This window comes from Marinobacterium rhizophilum, from assembly GCF_024397915.1.
Lineage (GTDB): Bacteria > Pseudomonadota > Gammaproteobacteria > Pseudomonadales > Balneatricaceae > Marinobacterium_A > Marinobacterium_A rhizophilum_A.
In genome coordinates, this window is sequence record NZ_CP073347.1 from 691392 (window position 1) to 709384 (window position 17993).

The following is a 17993-nucleotide window of genomic DNA, read 5'->3' on the forward strand; positions in this document are numbered from 1 at the left end:
CGCAAAGGCCTGAAAGCCGGCGGTGGCTTTCAGGCCTTTTGTATTTTTGCAGCCTTGCGGTTGGCAACCGCTTCGGGCTGCAACAGTCTTCAGCTAGCGGCGTACACTGCGAAAACCGCCTTCAACCCAGGTGATGGCTTCGTAACAGCCATGGGTCGCCTGGGTACCGCAGTAGGAACCGTGCAGTGACAGTAGCAGCATGCGGTCGCTGTCCCAGTCGATTATCTGCCATTGGCGCACATGACGCTCCAGCACCTGGCTGTTGACGATTACCTTGAGACCGCAGCCGGTGGCATCGCAAAACTGGCTGGCCGACGAGGTGCAGCTGTAGGTGCTTTCGTCGACGATTTCATCTTCGATGCCGTCGCGGTTGAGGTCGATTACGCGGATGGTACCCGGTTGGTAGCCCAGCTGTCCGTCCTGGTTGGCGGCACAGCTTTGGCGCGCATCCCGGATCATTTGGTCCGACAGTTCCGATGCCTGCGCCACCGTGCCGAACAGGGTGGCCAGCAATACGGCAGTGGAGCCGAGTAACAGCCTAACGATTGTTTTCATGAATCCTCTCCTTGTAGCGCCGGCGGACTGGCAGGTGCGCCCGCCCATGATAGCTCCCAAAGCATAGCCGAATCCGCAGTGCTGCAGCAGCGACTGCCCTTGTCTGTGTTCCGGTGGGTGCCGTGGCCGCGCAAGAACCCGCGACCAGGGGGGGAAGGGCAGCCCTGCGGATCCGCCCGACGTGCTGTGCAGAACTTCAGCTTTCACTTTATATAATGGCGTTAAGGTATTGGAAGACTTGGTCAATAAGGGTGTTTTACGGCTGTTCGAATTCGGAGGGGCTGGTGGGTGGCGGCAGCCCTTCGGCAATATTGGCCGTGGTTAGCAGGTCGTTTTTCATCAGCCTGTTAGAGCAACCTGGTGACATCCGAAATCGATGATGTGCAGGGCTATTTGACCCGGGCATCTTGCATCCTGGGTGCAAACCGTTTTGTTTTGTCCTATTGTGAGAACTCAAGCAGCCATGATCCGCTGCGGATGGGCGCCGATGCTGAGTACACCCATACTGCCGTCGCCGTCTTTCACGATCTAAATGAAAACCTCAAGCGGGTTGCAGCATTGAATCGTACCGAAGTCGCCGTGGGTGGTTCAGACTTCGAGGATACCGACACCATCGCAGTCGGTGTAGTACTGACCTGGTCATCCAGGTCGCGGTGACGCGGTTGTGGATACTGGTTACCCCCTTCTCCAGTGTCTGCAACCGCGTTTTTATGGGCTCGGCAATCACGCAACGCAGTACTAAAGTACTGTTTTCGCCTTCCAGGCTGCGGCCAGAATTACCATTTATCTGTTGAAAGTACTGGTAAAACAGAGGCTTGTCTGGCTTTTTGCAGGTACTTCCCAAGTAGTATTTCGGGGCGACTGCCGCTGCGCCTACAATAAGGCTGCTGCCATCATTTCTGACGCTGATACTCCCGGGGAGGCAAGCGTTGACCCTCGAATACCCCCAGTCACCTGCGCTCACCGCGGTGAGTTACAGTCCCGATCCCGCCACGGCGTCCGCCGAGCTTTCTGCGGCGCTGCGTGCACCAACGCTCGGCTTTGTGCTGTTTTTCTGTTCCGCCGAATATGATCTCCAGGCGCTGGGCGCGGCACTGCAGGCCGACTTTGCCGGTGTCGGGCTCGCCGGCTGTACCACGGCGGGCGAAATCACTCCCCAGGGCTATGGTCAGGGGTGCGTCACGGCCATCGGATTCGATAACCGCAGTTTCGCCATTGAAGGCCAGCTGGTGAAGGAGATTGGCCGCTTTTCCCTGACCGATGCCCAGGCTGTTGTCGAGGGGCTTACCGCGGGCTGTCGTTCCCGTAACCTGGCACCCATCAAGGGCAACACCTTTGCGCTGACGCTGCTCGATGGCCTCTCGAGCCAGGAGGAGCTGTTTCTGGTCGCGCTGAACTCGGCGCTGGGCAGCATTCCCAATTTTGGCGGCTCGGCGGGGGACGATATCCACCTGGCCAATACCCATGTTTTCTTTGACGGGCGCTTTCATACCGATGCCGCCGTGGTGCTGCTGTTCAATACCCGCTGTGAGTTCGAGGTGTTTTCGAGCCACCATATCGAACACCCCGGGGAAAAAATGGTGGTTACCGGGGCCGACCCCGACAGCCGTACCGTCACGGAACTCAATGCCGAACCCGCTGCGCTGGTATATGCCCGGCTGCTGGGTGTGCCGGTGGCGGATCTCGATTTTCGGGCTTTTGCTCTCAATCCCGTGGCGGTGCGCATTGGCGACGAGTTTTACGTACGTTCCATTCAGCGGGTCAATGCGGACCTGAGCATGACGTTCTACTGTGCAGTGGAAAAGGGCATCGTGCTGACCGCCATGCGTCCCGGCGCCATGCTGGCGAATCTGGATGCCGAGTTCGCCCGTATCGAGCAGTCCATCGGCACCCCCCGCCTGGTGATCGGCTGCGACTGCTTCCTGCGTCGGTTGGAGGCGGAATACACAGGGCTCGACGGCACCACATCGGACTACCTGAAGGCGCACCGCGTGATTGGATTCAATACCTATGGCGAGCAGTTCAATGGCATGCACCTTAACCAGACCTTCACTGGTGTGGCGATTGGAGGCTACCGCCATGCGCGGCGCTGAAGTGGCCACCGGGCTGGCTGATGCCCGCGGGGGCGGGTGTCAATGACCGCTGCCGGGTCGGTGCAGGATCTGCAGGCGCGTCTCGCCACACTGGAGAATGACAACGCCCGGCTGCAGCAGGACAACGCCAAGCTGCGCAAGATCAATGCCGCCCTGATCGAGCGGGTCGAGTCCGGCGGCGGTCACCGCGCCGACCCCTATGGTGCCTTCGAACACTCGGTGGTACTGGCCGAACAGGTGCGCGAGCGCACCGAAGCGCTGAACAGTGCGCTGCTTCAGCTCAAGCGCAGCAACCGTGCCCTGACACGGGCCAGCGAAGAAGCCGAAATGTCGCAGCAGCGCCTGATCGATGCCATCGAAAGCATTTCCGATGCCTTCGTGCTGTTCGACCGGGACAGGCGCATTCTGTTGTCCAACAGCCATTTTCGTGCCTTCTGGCAGGGCACCGGTATCAGGATCGAAGAGGGCACCACCATCTCCGATCTCAAGCGCCTGGCCCAGGAGCATGGCCTGATTCAGGAGGAAAGTGGATCCCAGGCGGGTTCCGGCAGCCCGGTGATGAAGCTGGCCAATGGCCGCTGGATTCAGGTCAATGAACGGGTGACGCGCGATGGTGGCCTGGTGGTGCTCTATACCGATATCACCGAACTCAAGGCCTTCGAGGAGGCGCGGCGCGAACGGGCGCTGGCGCAAAAGTCGCGCCTGCTGCAAAGCCTGGTGGATCACCTGTCCCAGGGCGTTGCACTGGTCAACAGCCAGGGCGAGCTGGAGGTGTGGAATCTTCGCTTTATCGAACTCAGTGGCATCGACCCGACCGAGGTGCGGCAGCAGCATCTCGTTGCCGGTTTGCTGGCGGGAGGGGGCGCCACAGTACTGGCGCCGATTACGGCCCTGCACTGTGCCGATGGCGTCCAGGCGCTGGAGCGCACCCTGCCTGATGGCCGGGTGCTGGAAATTCGCACCCACCCCATGCCCACCGGCGGCTACGTCAATACCTATACCGATATCACGGAGCGCCACCACTACGCCGAGACCCTGCGCGAAAGCGAGCAGTGGATCCGGCTGATCACCGACCATGTGCCGGCCCTGATCGGTTACGTGGGAGACGACCTGAGATACCAGTTCAGCAACAAGGTGTACGACGAATGGTATGGCTGGCCGCGGGGCGAGCTCAACGGACGCCTGATCAGCGAGGTGCAGGGCGAGGCACAGTTCCGCAAGATCCGTCCCTATATGGAGCGGGCCCTGGCCGGGGAGAGCGTGACCTTCGAGATCGACGAGCGCAACCTGCACGGTGAAACGCGCTGCATGCTCAAATCCTATGTGCCGAACCTGGACAGCAGTGGCCGCGCCGTCGGCATTTTCGTCATGATCCGGGATATCACCGAACGTCGTCGTACCGCCCATGCGCTGGAGCAGGCCTATCAGCACCTGGAGCACCGCGTCGATGAGCGCACGGCGGAACTGACCGCCCTCAATGCCAAGCTGCGCCAGGAAATTCACGAGCGGGTCGAGATCGAGGCGCGCTTGCGCGAAGCCAAGAAGGAAGCCGAGCAGGCCAACCTGTCCAAGACCAAGTTTCTCGCCGCCGTGAGTCACGACCTGCTGCAGCCGCTGAACGCGGCCCGCCTGTTTACCGGCGCCCTGCAGGAGCAGCAGATGCCGGAGCCGGTGAGCAGGCTGGTGAGCTCGGTGAGCAATTCCCTGGCCGATGTCGAGAGCCTGCTCAGCACCCTGGTGGATATCTCCAAGCTGGATGCCGGCGTTATCACGCCGGATATCAACGCCTTTTGCGTACGCGACCTGTTGCAGAACATCGCCAACGAGTATGGCCAGGTGGCGCGCAAGCAGCAGCTGCAGCTGCGCTTTGTCAGCAGCGATGCGGTGATCCGCTCCGACAGCCAGCTGCTGGCCAGGATTCTGCGCAACTTCCTCTCCAATGCGCTGCGCTATACCGAAACCGGGCGCATCCTGTTCGGCTGTCGCCGCCGGCGCGACAGCCTGCTGATCGAAGTGTGGGATACCGGTATTGGTATCGCGGAGGAAAAACTCAGCGAAATTTTCCTCGAATTCCGGCGTATTCTGCCCGCCGGCGGTGGCAACCCCGACAAGGGACTGGGGCTGGGGCTGGCCATTGTCGACAAGATTTCCCGCATTCTGGGGCACCAGGTGGCGGTCACCTCGGTGCCGGGGCGCGGCTCCGTGTTCTCGGTGGAGGTGCCGCTGGGCACTCTGGAACCCCAGTCCGGGGAGGTTCGGGAGCGGGTCGCGCCGGCCCAGCAATGGCTTGAGGGTGCCCGCCTGTGGGTGGTGGATAACGACCAGGCCATCTGTGACGGCATGGCGACGCTGATAGCGGGCTGGGGCTGCGAGGTGGTGACGGCACTGTCGCTGGCGGACCTGGAGCGCAAGGTGTCGCTGGCGGACGCCCAGGTGGACCTGCTGATTGTGGACTACCACCTGGACAACGATGACAACGGTATCGACCTGGTGGCCGAGATAAGGCGCCGGCGCCGAGATGAGCTGCCGGTACTGATGGTCACCGCCAATTACAGTCACGGATTAAAGCAGCAGATTCGCGACCTGGGCTACCTGTTGATGCACAAGCCCGTTCGACCGATGAAGCTCAAGACCACGCTGAACCATATGCTGAGCCAGCGGCTCTGAGTGCCGCGGGCTTATCCGGTTGCAGGGCCTAAGCGGGGCCACGCATCCATGGGAAGCGGGGGGCGGGCGCCGGTTAGCGGCGCAGGTACTGGGCGAAGTCGATATTGCCGGCCGAGAGCACGGCCTGGATGCGGTTATGCACGCCGAGCTTGCGCAGGATCGCCGAGACGTGGGCCTTGACGGTGGTTTCGGCGATGCTGAGGTTGTAGGCGATCTGCTTGTTGGACTCCCCCGTGGCCATGCGTTCGAGCACCAGCAACTGGCGCCTTGTCAGCGATGACAGCAGCTCCACCGGGATGCGGCTTTCGTCATTGCGGTTGCGCCGGCTTTCCGGCTTGCTGGCGCGAATGATGTCCGAGGGCAGGTAGACGTTGCCATCGAGAATCTGCTGCAGGGCTTCTGTCATCTGTGCCCGCGGCGAGGATTTGGTAATGAACCCCACGGCGCCGTAGGTGATGGCCTGCAGCACGATCTGCTTGTCCTCCTCGGCGGACACGATCACCACCGGCACGGTGGGAGCTTCGTTGCGCAGCGTGATCAGGCCGTTCAGGCCGTGCATGCCGGGCATGTTCAGATCCAGCAGTATCAGGTCCAGATCGTCATGTTCCAGCGTCAGTGCCAGGGCGTTTTCAAGGTTTTCGGTCTCGAGGGTTTCACAGCCCGGCAGGCTGGTGCGGATGACATTGGTGATGGCTTCGCGAAACAGCGGGTGATCATCGGCAATCAGTATCTTGTACACGGGATCTCTCCGTTATCGTTATTATCGGCCGGTGTTAGCTATCTTAACCGCTGCATGGGCTTTTGGCTCCAGTGTCAGTCCGTCAGCGGCACGGGCACTGCCCGCTCCAGCGGCAGCGCGGCCTGCTGCCAGCCATCGGTGCCCTGCGGGTACCAGTACAGGGCGTCGTAACCCCATTGCGCGGCACGTCTTGTCGCATTCCATGACATCCAGCAGTCGGCGCGGCAGTAGAAGACCAGCGGGCGGGTCGGGTCCTGGCGGCGCAGTGCCTTGAGCTGGCCGCGGAAATAGTCCGCCCAGCGGGGCTCCAGTACACCCTTGCCGACATTGGGCAGCCAGAGGCTGCCGGGAAGATGCATGCGCGGCTTCTGTTCGATGAAAACGCCGTTGCGCCAATCCAGCGCCTGTACATTAAGCAGTGCCGCGTCGGGTCTTTGCTGCAGCAGTGCCTGCAGCGCCCGGGTGCCCAGGGTTTGGGCGGTATCGATGCTCGCAGGGGTCGGGCTGCGGTAGTGCGCAACACGGTAACCGTCAATGGAGAACAGCGCAGCGTTTGTGGCGCCTGATGGGGCCTGTGCCGCGCACAGCGGCAGTGACAGCAGCAGGACCAGCGGCAACGTACAGAGAGGGGGCAAGGTGCAGCTTTTTATTTTCATGCCCCATTAGAACGCGCCTTTGGGATGGGTAAAATCCTACCATGGCGCCTAACAACCGGTACTAAAGTACTACTTTTGAGTGGGCCCTGGTGGGCACCGATCCTCTCCTGCGCGCCCTGCGAGCCGGCGCATCACCTGGCGATGGTACAGGCGGGACAGCCAGGGGCGTAACAGCGGCAGGCCGATCAGCCAGGCCAGAGGCCTGAGCAGGGGTACGCGGCGCATCAGCAGGATATAGGCAGCCAGTTCGCTGTGAATATGCCCTTGTGCGTCCTGCAGGTGAAGCTCGGTCAGTGCCCGCCACGGATCTATGCCAAGGGCAGACAGTTCAGCGTCGCGCCCGGTGATATCGAACCAGCAGATATCGTCAGCCCCCTTGCCGGCCAGTTTTTCATAGCGGGCGCGGTCACGCCGGCAGCGGGGGCAGGCGCCATCGTAGTAGACCGTTATCCAGGGCCTGGCGTCGCCCGGCAAAACGCCGGCTGCTGTGCTGCGGGATGAGCCTGTGATCATGGGACTTGCGCTTGTTGCCGATCGTTTCAAATCCTGCACAGGCTGGAGGGTATCGAGCATGGCAGGCGCCTGACAAGGCGAAGTTTTTCGGGCCTTGTTAACAGCAGACCTCAATGCATTCGCTTGGTGCCCGCCGGCTAGCCGGTGCGCGCTTTCGTGTCTGACTCGGCAAGGGGAGCCTGGGGTGCAGCGCGTTCGCAACATGGCGCAGCAGTGCCGGGGGCCTTCGAGCCGGTCCAGTGTTCAAGACCCCGCCATAGCACGGTAGTATAGCGGGATGGGTACAGGGTGCTGCTGGCCGTGGCAGTAAAGGCTGCGAGCTTGCAGGGAGGGACAGGATGACTGCAAAAAAACTGCTGGGTTTGCTGGCGCTGGGGGTACTGGCGGTGCTGTTTTTCCCCGAGGGAGAACGCACCCAGAGTGACGGCGTGCTGGTGGAGCAGGCGCCGCGCCAGGCCGCGGTGAGCCGCCCCCCCTTTGATCATGAAGGCTATCGTATCGATGCACTGGCCGAATTCGACATTGATGCCCGGGTGCTGGGGAAGGAGCGCTACTGGCTGGACCGGGAGTCGGATCTCTCCAAGTATGATCTGGCGCTTGGCTGGGGGCCCATGTCCGACAGCCGGGTGCTGGACCGGATTGACATCCGTCAGTCCGGCCGCTGGTACCGCTGGCGTGCCGAGCAGCTTCCCATTGCGCGCCAGCAGATTGAACAGAGCAGCGCCAACATGCACCTGGTGCCGGCCGACGACTACATTGAGCGCCAGATCGCCGGACTCAGAACGGGTGACCTGGTGCGTATCAGTGGCTACCTGATCAAGGCTACCGCCGCCGATGGCTGGCGCTGGCGAAGCTCCCTGACCCGGGAGGATGTGGGCCAGGGCGCCTGTGAACTGGTTTATGTTGAAGCCATCGAAATTTTATAGGGGGAGGCTTTCCCATGGATGCGGACAGTACACGCGATTACCTGCTCGGCAAACCCGAGGCCTGGGTCGATTATCCCTTTGGCCCGGGACCCGCGGTGTTCAAGGTGCGACAGAAGATGTTCGCACTGCTGATGGATGATGCTAGCAAGGGCCCGCGCCTTAACCTCAAATGCGATCCGGTACAGGCGCAGATGCTGCGGGATGTGTTCGAGGCGGTACAACCGGGTTACCACATGAACAAGCGCCACTGGAACACCGTGCTACTGGATGGTTCTTTGCCGGACGGGGAGGTCCAGCGCATGATTGACCATTCCTACAGCCTGGTGGTAAAGGGGCTCAAAGTGGTGGAGCGCAAGGCGCTGGAGCTGGCCTGGGGGCCGGATACGCTATATCGATAACGCCGCCGGGCATGGCCGTCGCCGCCGTTGTACGTCAACAGGATTATACCGTTATCCTGATTTCACCTTTCACCTTTCACCTTTCACCTGCAAGTGCGCGCGTACCTGCTCCACCGTGCGGTTGGAAAACTGGCGGTAGTCGGGGTAGGGCGTGAGCAGGATGTTTCCGCTGACCCGGACAGGGCCTGCATCATCCAGTGGCTCGTAATCCAGAGGGTCCAGCCCCAGGCGCTGCCAGCTGGCCTTGCCGGCGACCAGGTGCCATTGGGCGTCCTGCAGCAGACAGTCGGCAAAGCAGATCATCTCGTGCCGGTGCAGCAGTTCGAGATCCCGGTAGTCCTGCCAGCGCTGTTCGGCCGGGGCGCAGAGCTTGGCCAGTATGCTGAAAATCTTGCGCCAGTGGTTGCCGTTGTGGCGGATCAGGCAGGGCACGTCGGGAGTGTTCAGCGCAGCATCGGCTGCAAGCACCTGGGGGCGATTGGGCAGGTAAAGTGCCAGGCGGGCGGTGGGGCTGCCGAGTCGGGTCCAGTCATCTGTCTGGTTTGGGGTCATGCTGTTTCTCTGGCGTCATTTGCGGCGCCTGATGCCGGTGCCGGGCGTTGCCGCCATGGGGTCATCGGGCCAGTGGTGTTTGGGGTAGCGGCCTTTCATGTCCTTTTGCACGTCGCGGTAGCTGTTGTTCCAGAAACTCACCAGGTCCTGGGTCACTTGCAGCGGGCGCTGTGCCGGGGACAGCAGGTGCAGCTTGAGCGCAACGGTACCGATCCGCGGGGTTTGCGCGCAGCCGAACAGCTCCTGCAGCTTGACCGCCAGCACCGGCGGATCCTGCTCATAGTCGATCCGCGCCCGGTTGCCGGAGGGCAGTTGATAGTGTTCCGGCGCCCGCTCGTTCAGCTGCTGGGGCAGTGGCCAGGGCAGCAGGCTGTGCAAAATGCTTGTCAGGTCCAGCGCGGCAAAATGATTGATATGGCTGACCCGCTCGAGCCAGGGCAGCAGCCAGGTTTCGAGGTCGTTCAGCAGGGCGCGATCCGACAGGTCGGGCCAGTCGCTTTGGCCATCGCTGCGGTGCAGCAGGTCCTGCCGGCGTACAAAAGCGATCCGGCTGCGCCAGCGCTGCAAAGCCGGGTTCCAGGGCAGCAGTCCCAGGCCGCGTTTGCGTACCAGGGCACAGAGTGCCCGCCCGCGGGCCTCGGCATCGATGCTGGCTAGCGGTTTCCGCGCCACGACCAGGCTGCCAACCCTCTGCTGGCGTTCGGCGATGAGCCGGTTTTCACTGTCCATCCACTGTACCTGGTCCCGGTTTTGGACCAGTGCAGCCAGTTCGGTATCGAACAGCGCCGGGTCCAGCGCGCTGGCCAGCTGGATGCGGTCTACGGCATCGCCGCTGCGACCGTGCAGCTGCGCGGTCGCCAGCCAGGGCGCATTGCGCAGCGGGTCGTCCGGGTTCATGCGTGCGCTGCGGCCGTTGCTGAGCTGGTAGTCCAGCCCCTGGGGCTGGCGGCGTACCGCAATGCGATCCGGGTAGGCAAAGGCAATCAGCAGCGCCAGGGCATCGTCCGGTGTCAGCTCAGGGGAGGTTGCACGCTTGGCTGGCCCGTCGGTTGCGAGGTTGCGGCACAGGGTACGAAACTGGTCGACCTGCTGGCGCAGGCGTTGCCACTGGGCGCGCTCCCGGGGTTGGCACTGGATATCGCCGTGCAGCCAGGATAGCCGCAGCGCCATGTCGGCGCTGGAGCGCCCCAGGGGGTCGCGGTCCGACAGCAGGGCGGCCAGTTCGCAGGCCAGGGATACCAGGCCGAGTCGACAGCCTTCAAGCAGCATATGGGCCAAGCGGGGGTGCGCCGGGAGTTGCGCCATGCGCTCGCCGTGGGGCGTCAGGCTCCAGCGCGCGCCGTCGTGCTGGGCGCCGCCCAGGCGCTGCAGTAGCTCCAGTGCCTGTCGGTAAGGGCCGGGGGCCGGGGTGTCCAGCCAGGACAGCTCGGCCGGGTCGACGATGCCCCACTGCAGCAGCTGCAGCGCCAGGGGCGCCAGGTCCGCCTGGCGTATTTCCGGCTCGCTGTGGGGACTCAGTGCCTGCTGCTGGCTTTCGGACCAGAGTCGATAACACCGGCCGGGCTCGGTGCGTCCGGCCCGGCCGGCGCGCTGCACACTGGAGGCCCGTGACAGGCGCCGGGTTTGCAGTCTGGACATGCCGCAGGAGGCATCGAAGACGGCCTGGCGACTCAGGCCGCTGTCGATAACGACCCGCACGCCTTCGATGGTCAGGCTGGTTTCGGCAATGGCGGTGGCCAGAACGACCTTGCGCTGGCCAGCGCCTGCCGGGGCGATGGCGCTGCGCTGGGCTTCCAGGCTCAGGTCACCGTACAGTGGGCAGACCACAATGCTTTGGGCGGCCTCTTTCAAAGAGGCGAGCTGGTCACGCAGCAGGCGCTGGGTTTCACGAATTTCCCGCTGGCCCGGTAAAAACACCAGCAGACTGCCGCTGTCTTCGGCCAGCGCCTGCATAACGGTGGCGGCGACACGGGCTTCGATGCGCTCGCCCGGCTCGGCACTGCTGCCGTAGCGTATATCCACCGGCCAGCTGCGGCCTTCGCTGCGGATCCGCGGAGCATCGCCCAGCAGGCGGGCGCTGGCTTCGCCGTTGAGGGTGGCGGACATCAGCAGGATACGCAGCGGATCATCCTCGCGCAGCAGCGCACGGCCCTGCAGCGTCAGGGCAAGCCCCAGGTCAGCGTCCAGGCTGCGCTCATGGAATTCGTCGAATATCACCAGGCCCACGCCGTCAAGGGACGGGTCGGACTGCAGCATGCGCGTCAGGATGCCTTCGGTGACCACTTCGATGCGTGTGCCAGGCCCGATTCGGCTATCAAAGCGGATGCGATAGCCGACGGTCTGACCAACCTTTTCACCAAGGCTCTGTGCCATGCGCTGGGCAGCGGCCCGGGCAGCCAGGCGCCTGGGTTCCAGCATGAGGATTTTCTGGCCCGCCAGCCAGGGCTCATGCAGCAGTGCCAGCGGCACCCGTGTGGTCTTGCCGGCGCCGGGCGGGGCCTCCAGTACGGCCTGGGTATGGGTTGTCAGCGCCTGTTGCAGCGCGGGCAGGATGTCATCGATGGGCAGTGAGGTCATGGGGCAGGGCTTGTCGGCTGCGTGATCGGTGCTTCAGTCATTGTCAGGTCCAAGGCGGCTGATGCAGGCGGTAATAAAGAGCGTGAGCAGTACAGCGGCACAGAAGGCATAGAGGCCGTAGTGAACCTGCACCTGGGCGATGGCGCCAAGCTTGACCGTCACCACCAGTACCGCGACCACGAAGACGTCCAGCATGGACCAGCGGCCGTAGTCGTGCATCAGCTTGAGATAGCGGGGCAGCCGACTGTCGTGGTGAATCGCCGCGCCTGTAAGTCGCAGCAGCACCAGTAGCTTGAGCGCGGGCAGCACTATGCTGAAGCCGGCAATCAGCAGGAACAGCAGGTACTGTCCCTGCACCAGCAACTGCCAGGTGCCGGACATAACCGAGAAGCTGCTCTGTATAAACAAAAACTGTTCGATGGTCAGCATCGGGGCGTACAGGCCTACCAGCAGCAGCAGGGCGGTCAGGGCCAGCAGCAGTCGCAGCTGCCAGGCCCTGCGGGCGGTCAGTGCGGGGCGGGTTGGTGTCGGCATGGGCGCGTCCAGGGTCGTCGAAAATCGGATCGGGGCATCATACCGGAACTGGGCTTGAGCTGTCCTGCACCGGTACGGGACAGCAGGAAGCGTGCCTTTCTATCCCCTGGGCGATAACATCTGAATGAGAATTATTAATAGCGCCGGAAACGGGCTAGGCGGCGCCGGCGTTCTCTGGCACACTGGCGGTCGACTTTGGTAAAGCAACGTAGTTTTTATGATGTTAAGCAATCTTCGCCAGCGCCTGCTGCGCCCGCTGATGCCCGTGCTGCTGGCGATGCCGTTGCTGTTGCTGTCGGGTGCCGATACCAGCTGGGCCACCGACAAGCTGGCCGCCGGCAAGACTGCAGCCAATGGCACTGGAAAAAGCCGTCCCCTGGCGCTGGAATCGCTGCAGGGCGGGGCCAGTGCGAAGATCAAGCTCAAGGTCACCGCGACCGCCTATAATTCTCTCCCCGCGCAAACCCAGGGCAAGGCCAATATAGGCGCCTGGGGACACCGTTTGAAGCCTGGCATCAAGGCAATTGCCGTCTCCCGTGACCTGCTGGGCATGGGGCTTGAGCCCGGCAGTGAAGTCGAGATTGAAGGCCTGCCCGGGCGCTACCAGGTGCTCGACAAGATGCACAGCCGCTGGTCGCGCAAGATCGATATCTACATGGGTGTCGACCAGAACGCGGCCCTGGCCTGGGGCAAGCGTCCGGTCGTGATCCGCTGGGAAAACCAGGATTCCTGATTCTCCCGTCTCTGTTGCTTTCTAACGTACGTTTTCGCAAAGAAAGCCCAGCCTTTGACAATCTTTTTGCCGCGATAGCGCCTAGAGTTTAGAGAACCTGAATTTCATCAGGTTAACTGCGGCTGTGCTGAGCATTTTTTCGTGCAGCCTTGGTTGATTCGGCACTGTCTGAACAAAAAGGGGTTAAAGGATTCGATGTCCGAGCAACGAAGCGACAACAAGAAGCGGCTGCTGGCGCAGCTGGGTGAACTGTTCGAAAGCCGGTTGGCATCAGATACCGCCGCCCAGGTGAATGCCTTCACCGCGGCCTACTACCGGGTATCACCCTATGAGGAACTGGCCGAACGGCGGCAGGATAACCTCTACGGTGCCACCCTGTCCTGCTTCCAGTTTCTGCATGAGAGTGAAAGGCATGAGCCAAGGCTGCGGGTTTTTAACCCGGACCTGGAGCAGCACGGCTGGCACTGCAATCACACCGTTATCCAGGTTCTTCACCCCAATATGCCGTTCCTGGTGGATTCGCTGCGCATGGAGCTGAATCGGCGGGAAATGGCGATTCACGTGGTGCACAGTTCGGTATTGGATGTATCCCGGGACAGCGGTGGCGGTGTGACCGGGCTGGCGGAATCCGGTGCCGAGGGGGCCCTGCGCGAAGCCCTGGTTTACCTGGAAGTCGATCGTCACAGCGCGGCAGACGAGCTCAAGACCCTGCGGGCACAGTTGAGCGAAGTCCTGAGTGAAGTACGCGCCTCGGTAGAGGACTTCCCGGCCATGCGCGGGTGCCTCGAAAACCTGCGCGATGAACTTAGAGCCCGCAAGGCGGGCCCCGCTGCCGACTGCGTGTCGGAAGCGGCGGATTTCTGTGACTGGATGCTCAGTGACCGCTTCACCTTCCTGGGATATGACGAGCTGGCATTTAGCGGTAGCGGGGAGGATTTTGGCGTTACGCGGGTTGCCGACAGCGAGCTGGGTACCCTGAAACTGCATGCCCAGAGCGGGCGCAGCCGCAGTGCGAAAGACCTGCGCGCCGAAGAACGCGACTTCATGCTGTGCACCGACCCGCTGACCTTTGCCAAGGATGCGGTACGTTCGCGCGTGCATCGCCCGGCGCACCAGGACCTGGTGGTGATCAAGCGTTTCGATGCCGACGGCCAGGTCTGTGGTGAGCACCGCTTCTACGGCCTCTGGACCTCGCCGGTCTATGTCGAGCCGCCGTTGCAGATTCCGCTGCTGCGAAGGCGCACGCAAAAGGCGCTGACGAGCGCGGGTTTCGACCCGCATGGGCACAGCGGCAAAGCGCTGGTGCAGATTATCGCAGAATTGCCCCGCGATGAACTTTTCCTGGCCAGTGACGACGAACTGTTCGACATGGCCATGGGCATTTTCAACCTGCAGGAACGCCGCAAGGCCAAGTTGCTGATTCGCCGTGACAGCTGCTCCAAGTTTGTCAGCTGCCTGTATTTCGTGCCGCGCGACCTCTATACCACGGCCCTGCGCCTGCAGGTGCAGCAGCGCCTGACCGAGCATTTCAAGGCCATAGACTCCGAGTTCACCACCCGCTTCAGCGAATCCTTGCTGGCGCGGGTACACTTTGTGCTGCAGGTTGACCCGGGCAACGTGCTGGAATACAACGCGCAGGCGATCGAAGCCGAGATCGTCGAAATCTCCAAGGCCTGGAGTGAAGACCTGCACGCGGCCCTGATCGAGAGCGCCGGTGAAGAACAGGGCAATCAGCTGATCAATCATTATCGCCATGCCTTTCCGTCCGCCTACCGGGAGGATTTCAGCCCCAGCAGTGCGGTCTACGATATCCAGCGCATCGAACAGCTCGATGAAAACCGCATCATCAACCTGAGCTTTTACCGGGTACTCGAGCAGAGCCGCGAAGTGCTGCGCTTCAAGCTGTTCCACCCGCAGCAGCCGCTAATTCTGTCCGATGTGATTCCGGTGCTCGAGAAGCTGGGCATGCGGGTGGTGGGGGAACATCCGTACAAGGTCAAGCGCCGCGATGGCGCCCGCTTCTGGATTCATGATTTCACGCTGCGTTACGACAGCGCGGAGCCGGTGGAGCTCGAGGATGTAAAACAGAATTTCCAGGATGCCTTTTCCAGCGTCTGGGCAGGCAGGGCCGAGAACGACGAGTTCAACCGTCTGGTGATTGGCGCCAACCTGTCCTGGCGTGATGTCGCCATGCTGCGCGCCTATGCCCGTTACAACCAGCAGATTCGCTTTGGTTTCAGTCAGCCCTATATCGCCGAGGCGCTGGGGCGTCACCTCTACCTGACCCGCCTGCTGGTGGCGCTGTTCAAGGCGCGCTTCGAGCCGGGTCGGCAGAGCAGTCGCAAGGTGCAGGCCCTGACCGAGCGTATTGCCGCCAGCATCATCGAAGGCCTCGACAAGGTCGACAACCTCAACGATGACAAAATACTGCGCCGTTTCCTGGAACTGATCCAGGCGACCCTGCGCACCAACTACTACCAGCCCGATGCCACAGGCGAGCTGAAGGATTACTTCGCCTTCAAGCTCAACCCCCACGGCATCGCCGATATTCCGCTACCCAGGCCCATGTTCGAGGTGTTTGTCTATTCGGCCCGGGTCGAGGGCGTGCACCTGCGCGGTGGCAAGGTGGCCCGTGGCGGTCTGCGTTGGTCGGATCGGCGCGAGGATTACCGCACCGAGGTGCTCGGTCTGGTGAAGGCTCAGCAGGTCAAGAACGCGGTGATCGTGCCGGTGGGCGCCAAGGGTGGCTTTGTACCCAAGGCGTTGCCGGTCAACGGCAACCGCGACGAGATCCAGGCCGAGGGTATCGCCTGTTACCAGATCTTTATCCGAGCGCTGCTGGATGTGACCGATAACCTGGTGGGGGCCGACCTGGTACCGCCCAGGTCGCTGGTGCGCCACGACGAAGACGACCCCTACCTGGTGGTGGCGGCGGACAAGGGCACCGCGACCTTCTCCGATATTGCCAATGAAATCGCCGAAGAGTATGGCTTCTGGCTCGGCGATGCCTTCGCCTCCGGCGGCAGCCAGGGTTATGACCACAAGAAAATGGGCATCACGGCCCGCGGTGCCTGGGAGTCGGTCAAGCTGCACTTCCGCGAGCTGGGCCTGGATACCCAGACCCAGGAATTCACCGTGGTGGCCATCGGTGACATGGCCGGAGACGTGTTCGGCAACGGCATGCTGATGTCACGGCATATTCGCCTGGTGGCGGCCTTTAACCATCAGCATATCTTTATCGATCCACAGCCTGATCCTGCCAGCAGCTACACCGAGCGCGAGCGCCTCTTCGTGCTGCCGCGCTCGAGCTGGGACGATTATGACCGCAGCCTGATTTCCGAAGGTGGCGGCATCTTCCTGCGCAGTGCCAAGTGGATCGAGATCAGCCCGCAGATGAAGCAGCGTTTCGGCATCACGGTGGATCGCATGGCGCCCACGGAACTGCTGTCGACCCTGTTGCGTGCCCAGGTGGACCTGATCTGGAACGGCGGTATCGGCACCTACGTCAAGGCCAGCCACGAAAGCCATGCCGATGTCGGCGACAAGGCCAACGATGCCCTGCGTATCGACGGCAAGCAGTTGCGCTGCCGGGTGCTGGGGGAGGGTGGCAACCTGGGCTTCACGCAGCATGGCCGGATCGAGTTCTGCCTGCACGGCGGTGCCTCCAACACCGACTTTATCGACAATGCCGGTGGTGTGGACTGCTCCGACCACGAGGTCAACATCAAGATCCTGGTTAACGAAGTGGTGGCCAGCGGCGACATGACGGTCAAGCAGCGTAACGCCATGCTACGAGAAATGACCGACGACATTGCCCGCCTGGTGTTGAAGAACAACTACAGCCAGACGCTGGCTATCAGTATTGCCAAGACCCATTCACGCCAGTCACTGGATGACTATATCCGCCTGATACACCGGCTGGAGGCGTCCGGCCGGCTGGTGCGCTCGCTGGAGTTTATCCCCTCCGACGAGGTGCTGCAGGAGCGCAAGGCGCAAAACCTGGGTCTGACCCGGCCCGAGCTGTCGGTGCTGATTTCCTACACCAAGGCGGAACTCAAGGAAAAACTCACCGGCTCCTGGATTACCGAAGACGCCTTCCTGTCACGGGCGATTGTTACGGCCTTTCCGGCTCAGCTGGTTGAGCGCTTCCCCGACCAGGTGCAAAACCATCGCCTGCGCTCGGAGATCATCGCCACCCAGATTGCCAATGCCCTGGTGAATCACATGGGCATCACCTTCATGCAGCATCTGCAGCAGGCCAGTGGGCGTGACCAGGCGGCCATAGCGGCGGCCTACGTGATCGCCCGCGAACTCTACGATATCGAACCCCTGTGGCACGCGATCGAGTCCCTGGACAACCAGGTGCCGGCGCAGTTGCAGCAGGACATGATGCTGGATCTGATGCGCCTGGTACGCCGGGCCAGCTACTGGTTCCTGATCAAGCAGCGCGGTGCGCTGGAAGTGGCGGCCACGGTGGAGCGCTACCAGCCGGGCATCCGCGCGATTAGCCCCACCATCGCCCAGCGTTTGCAGGGCGAACCGCTGCACGAGTGGCAGCAGCGCAGCAGCGCCCTGATCGAGGCGGGTGTACCGCAATCGCTTGCGGACAGGGTGGCCTCGGCCGACAGTCTCTATGCCTTGCTCGGTGTTATCGAGGCCGCCGCGCAAACCGGTCAGGAACTGGAGCGCGTGGCCACGGTGTATTTCGATCTGGCGCAGCGACTTGATCTGCACTGGTTTGATCAGCAGGTGCGGGCCATTGAGGTCGGCAACCACTGGCAGACCATGGCCCGGGATGGCCTGCGCGAAGACCTCAACACCCAGATGCGGGTGCTGACGGTCAATGTGCTCGGCGAGGGCAGTGCCGAGGATGAAACCACGGCGCTGGTAGACGGCTGGCTGGAGCGCCAGGCACCGTTGCTGGGGCGCTGGCAGCAGATGCTCAACGAGCTGCGCGCCAGCAGTGGTAACGACAGCGCCATCTTCACGGTGGCGATGCGTGAACTGTTCGACCTCGCCCAGGCCGGCAGCTAGCAACCCGCCGGCGGGC

General features: G+C 62.4%; 14 protein-coding genes. 7 read left to right on the top strand and 7 right to left on the bottom strand.

Going from position 1 to position 17993, the window contains the following annotated elements; all coding sequences use genetic code 11:
* Positions 1–93: 93 nt before the first annotated feature.
* Positions 94–555 (bottom strand): hypothetical protein, encoded by a 462-nt coding sequence (locus tag KDW95_RS03020; RefSeq protein WP_255854782.1) that lies wholly within the window; start codon positions 553–555, stop codon positions 94–96.
* Between the two features lie 360 nt (positions 556–915).
* Between KDW95_RS03020 and KDW95_RS03025 the strand changes: the two genes are divergently transcribed.
* The 3 genes from KDW95_RS03025 (at position 916) to KDW95_RS03035 (ending at position 5315) form a co-directional block, all read left to right on the top strand.
* A complete protein-coding gene (locus tag KDW95_RS03025) occupies positions 916–1212 on the top strand; it encodes a hypothetical protein (protein ID WP_255854783.1) in 297 nt (98 codons plus the stop codon).
* A 272-nt stretch (positions 1213–1484) separates the two neighbouring features.
* Positions 1485–2648 carry a nitric oxide-sensing protein NosP gene (gene nosP, locus KDW95_RS03030; protein ID WP_255854784.1) on the top strand — a complete coding sequence of 388 codons (1164 nt, stop codon included), beginning with the start codon at positions 1485–1487 and terminating at the stop codon, positions 2646–2648.
* A gap of 42 nt (positions 2649–2690) precedes the next feature.
* Positions 2691–5315 (top strand): hybrid sensor histidine kinase/response regulator, encoded by a 2625-nt coding sequence (locus KDW95_RS03035; protein WP_255854785.1) that lies wholly within the window; start codon positions 2691–2693, stop codon positions 5313–5315.
* A 73-nt stretch (positions 5316–5388) separates the two neighbouring features.
* On the opposite strand, the gene KDW95_RS03040 is transcribed toward KDW95_RS03035, so the two are convergent.
* The 3 genes from KDW95_RS03040 to KDW95_RS03050 form a co-directional block, all read right to left on the bottom strand.
* Positions 5389–6054, bottom strand: a complete 666-nt coding sequence (locus KDW95_RS03040) for a response regulator (RefSeq protein ID WP_255854786.1) — start codon at positions 6052–6054, stop codon at positions 5389–5391.
* Between the two features lie 74 nt (positions 6055–6128).
* Positions 6129–6710 carry a rhodanese-like domain-containing protein gene (locus KDW95_RS03045; RefSeq protein WP_255854787.1) on the bottom strand — a complete coding sequence of 194 codons (582 nt, stop codon included), beginning with the start codon at positions 6708–6710 and terminating at the stop codon, positions 6129–6131.
* Positions 6711–6779: 69 nt separating this feature from the next.
* Positions 6780–7223 carry a thiol-disulfide oxidoreductase DCC family protein gene (locus tag KDW95_RS03050; RefSeq protein WP_255854788.1) on the bottom strand — a complete coding sequence of 148 codons (444 nt, stop codon included), beginning with the start codon at positions 7221–7223 and terminating at the stop codon, positions 6780–6782.
* 338 nt (positions 7224–7561) lie between these two features.
* Here KDW95_RS03050 and KDW95_RS03055 point away from each other — a divergent pair, with 338 nt between their 5' ends.
* Both KDW95_RS03055 and KDW95_RS03060 read left to right on the top strand, forming a co-directional pair.
* Positions 7562–8149, top strand: a complete 588-nt coding sequence (locus KDW95_RS03055) for a hypothetical protein (protein ID WP_255854789.1) — start codon at positions 7562–7564, stop codon at positions 8147–8149.
* A gap of 14 nt (positions 8150–8163) precedes the next feature.
* A complete protein-coding gene (locus tag KDW95_RS03060) occupies positions 8164–8547 on the top strand; it encodes an MmcQ/YjbR family DNA-binding protein (RefSeq protein WP_255854790.1) in 384 nt (127 codons plus the stop codon).
* A gap of 69 nt (positions 8548–8616) precedes the next feature.
* Here KDW95_RS03060 and KDW95_RS03065 read toward each other — a convergent pair whose 3' ends face one another.
* From KDW95_RS03065 to KDW95_RS03075, 3 genes are read right to left on the bottom strand one after another with little or no spacing between them, the layout of a single operon-like run.
* Positions 8617–9099: a DUF6942 family protein gene (locus KDW95_RS03065; protein WP_255854791.1), complete on the bottom strand. Its 483-nt coding sequence runs from the start codon at positions 9097–9099 to the stop codon at positions 8617–8619.
* Positions 9100–9114: 15 nt separating this feature from the next.
* A complete protein-coding gene (gene hrpB / locus KDW95_RS03070; RefSeq protein ID WP_255854792.1) occupies positions 9115–11676 on the bottom strand; it encodes an ATP-dependent helicase HrpB in 2562 nt (853 codons plus the stop codon).
* Between the two features lie 33 nt (positions 11677–11709).
* Positions 11710–12210 carry a paraquat-inducible protein A gene (locus KDW95_RS03075; RefSeq protein WP_255854793.1) on the bottom strand — a complete coding sequence of 167 codons (501 nt, stop codon included), beginning with the start codon at positions 12208–12210 and terminating at the stop codon, positions 11710–11712.
* A gap of 217 nt (positions 12211–12427) precedes the next feature.
* On the opposite strand from KDW95_RS03075, the gene KDW95_RS03080 reads away from it, so the two are divergent.
* On the top strand, positions 12428–12943 hold the full coding sequence (locus KDW95_RS03080; protein ID WP_255854794.1) for a 3D domain-containing protein: 516 nt from the start codon (positions 12428–12430) through the stop codon (positions 12941–12943).
* Between the two features lie 195 nt (positions 12944–13138).
* Positions 13139–17977: an NAD-glutamate dehydrogenase gene (locus KDW95_RS03085; protein WP_255854795.1), complete on the top strand. Its 4839-nt coding sequence runs from the start codon at positions 13139–13141 to the stop codon at positions 17975–17977.
* Positions 17978–17993 lie beyond the last annotated feature (16 nt).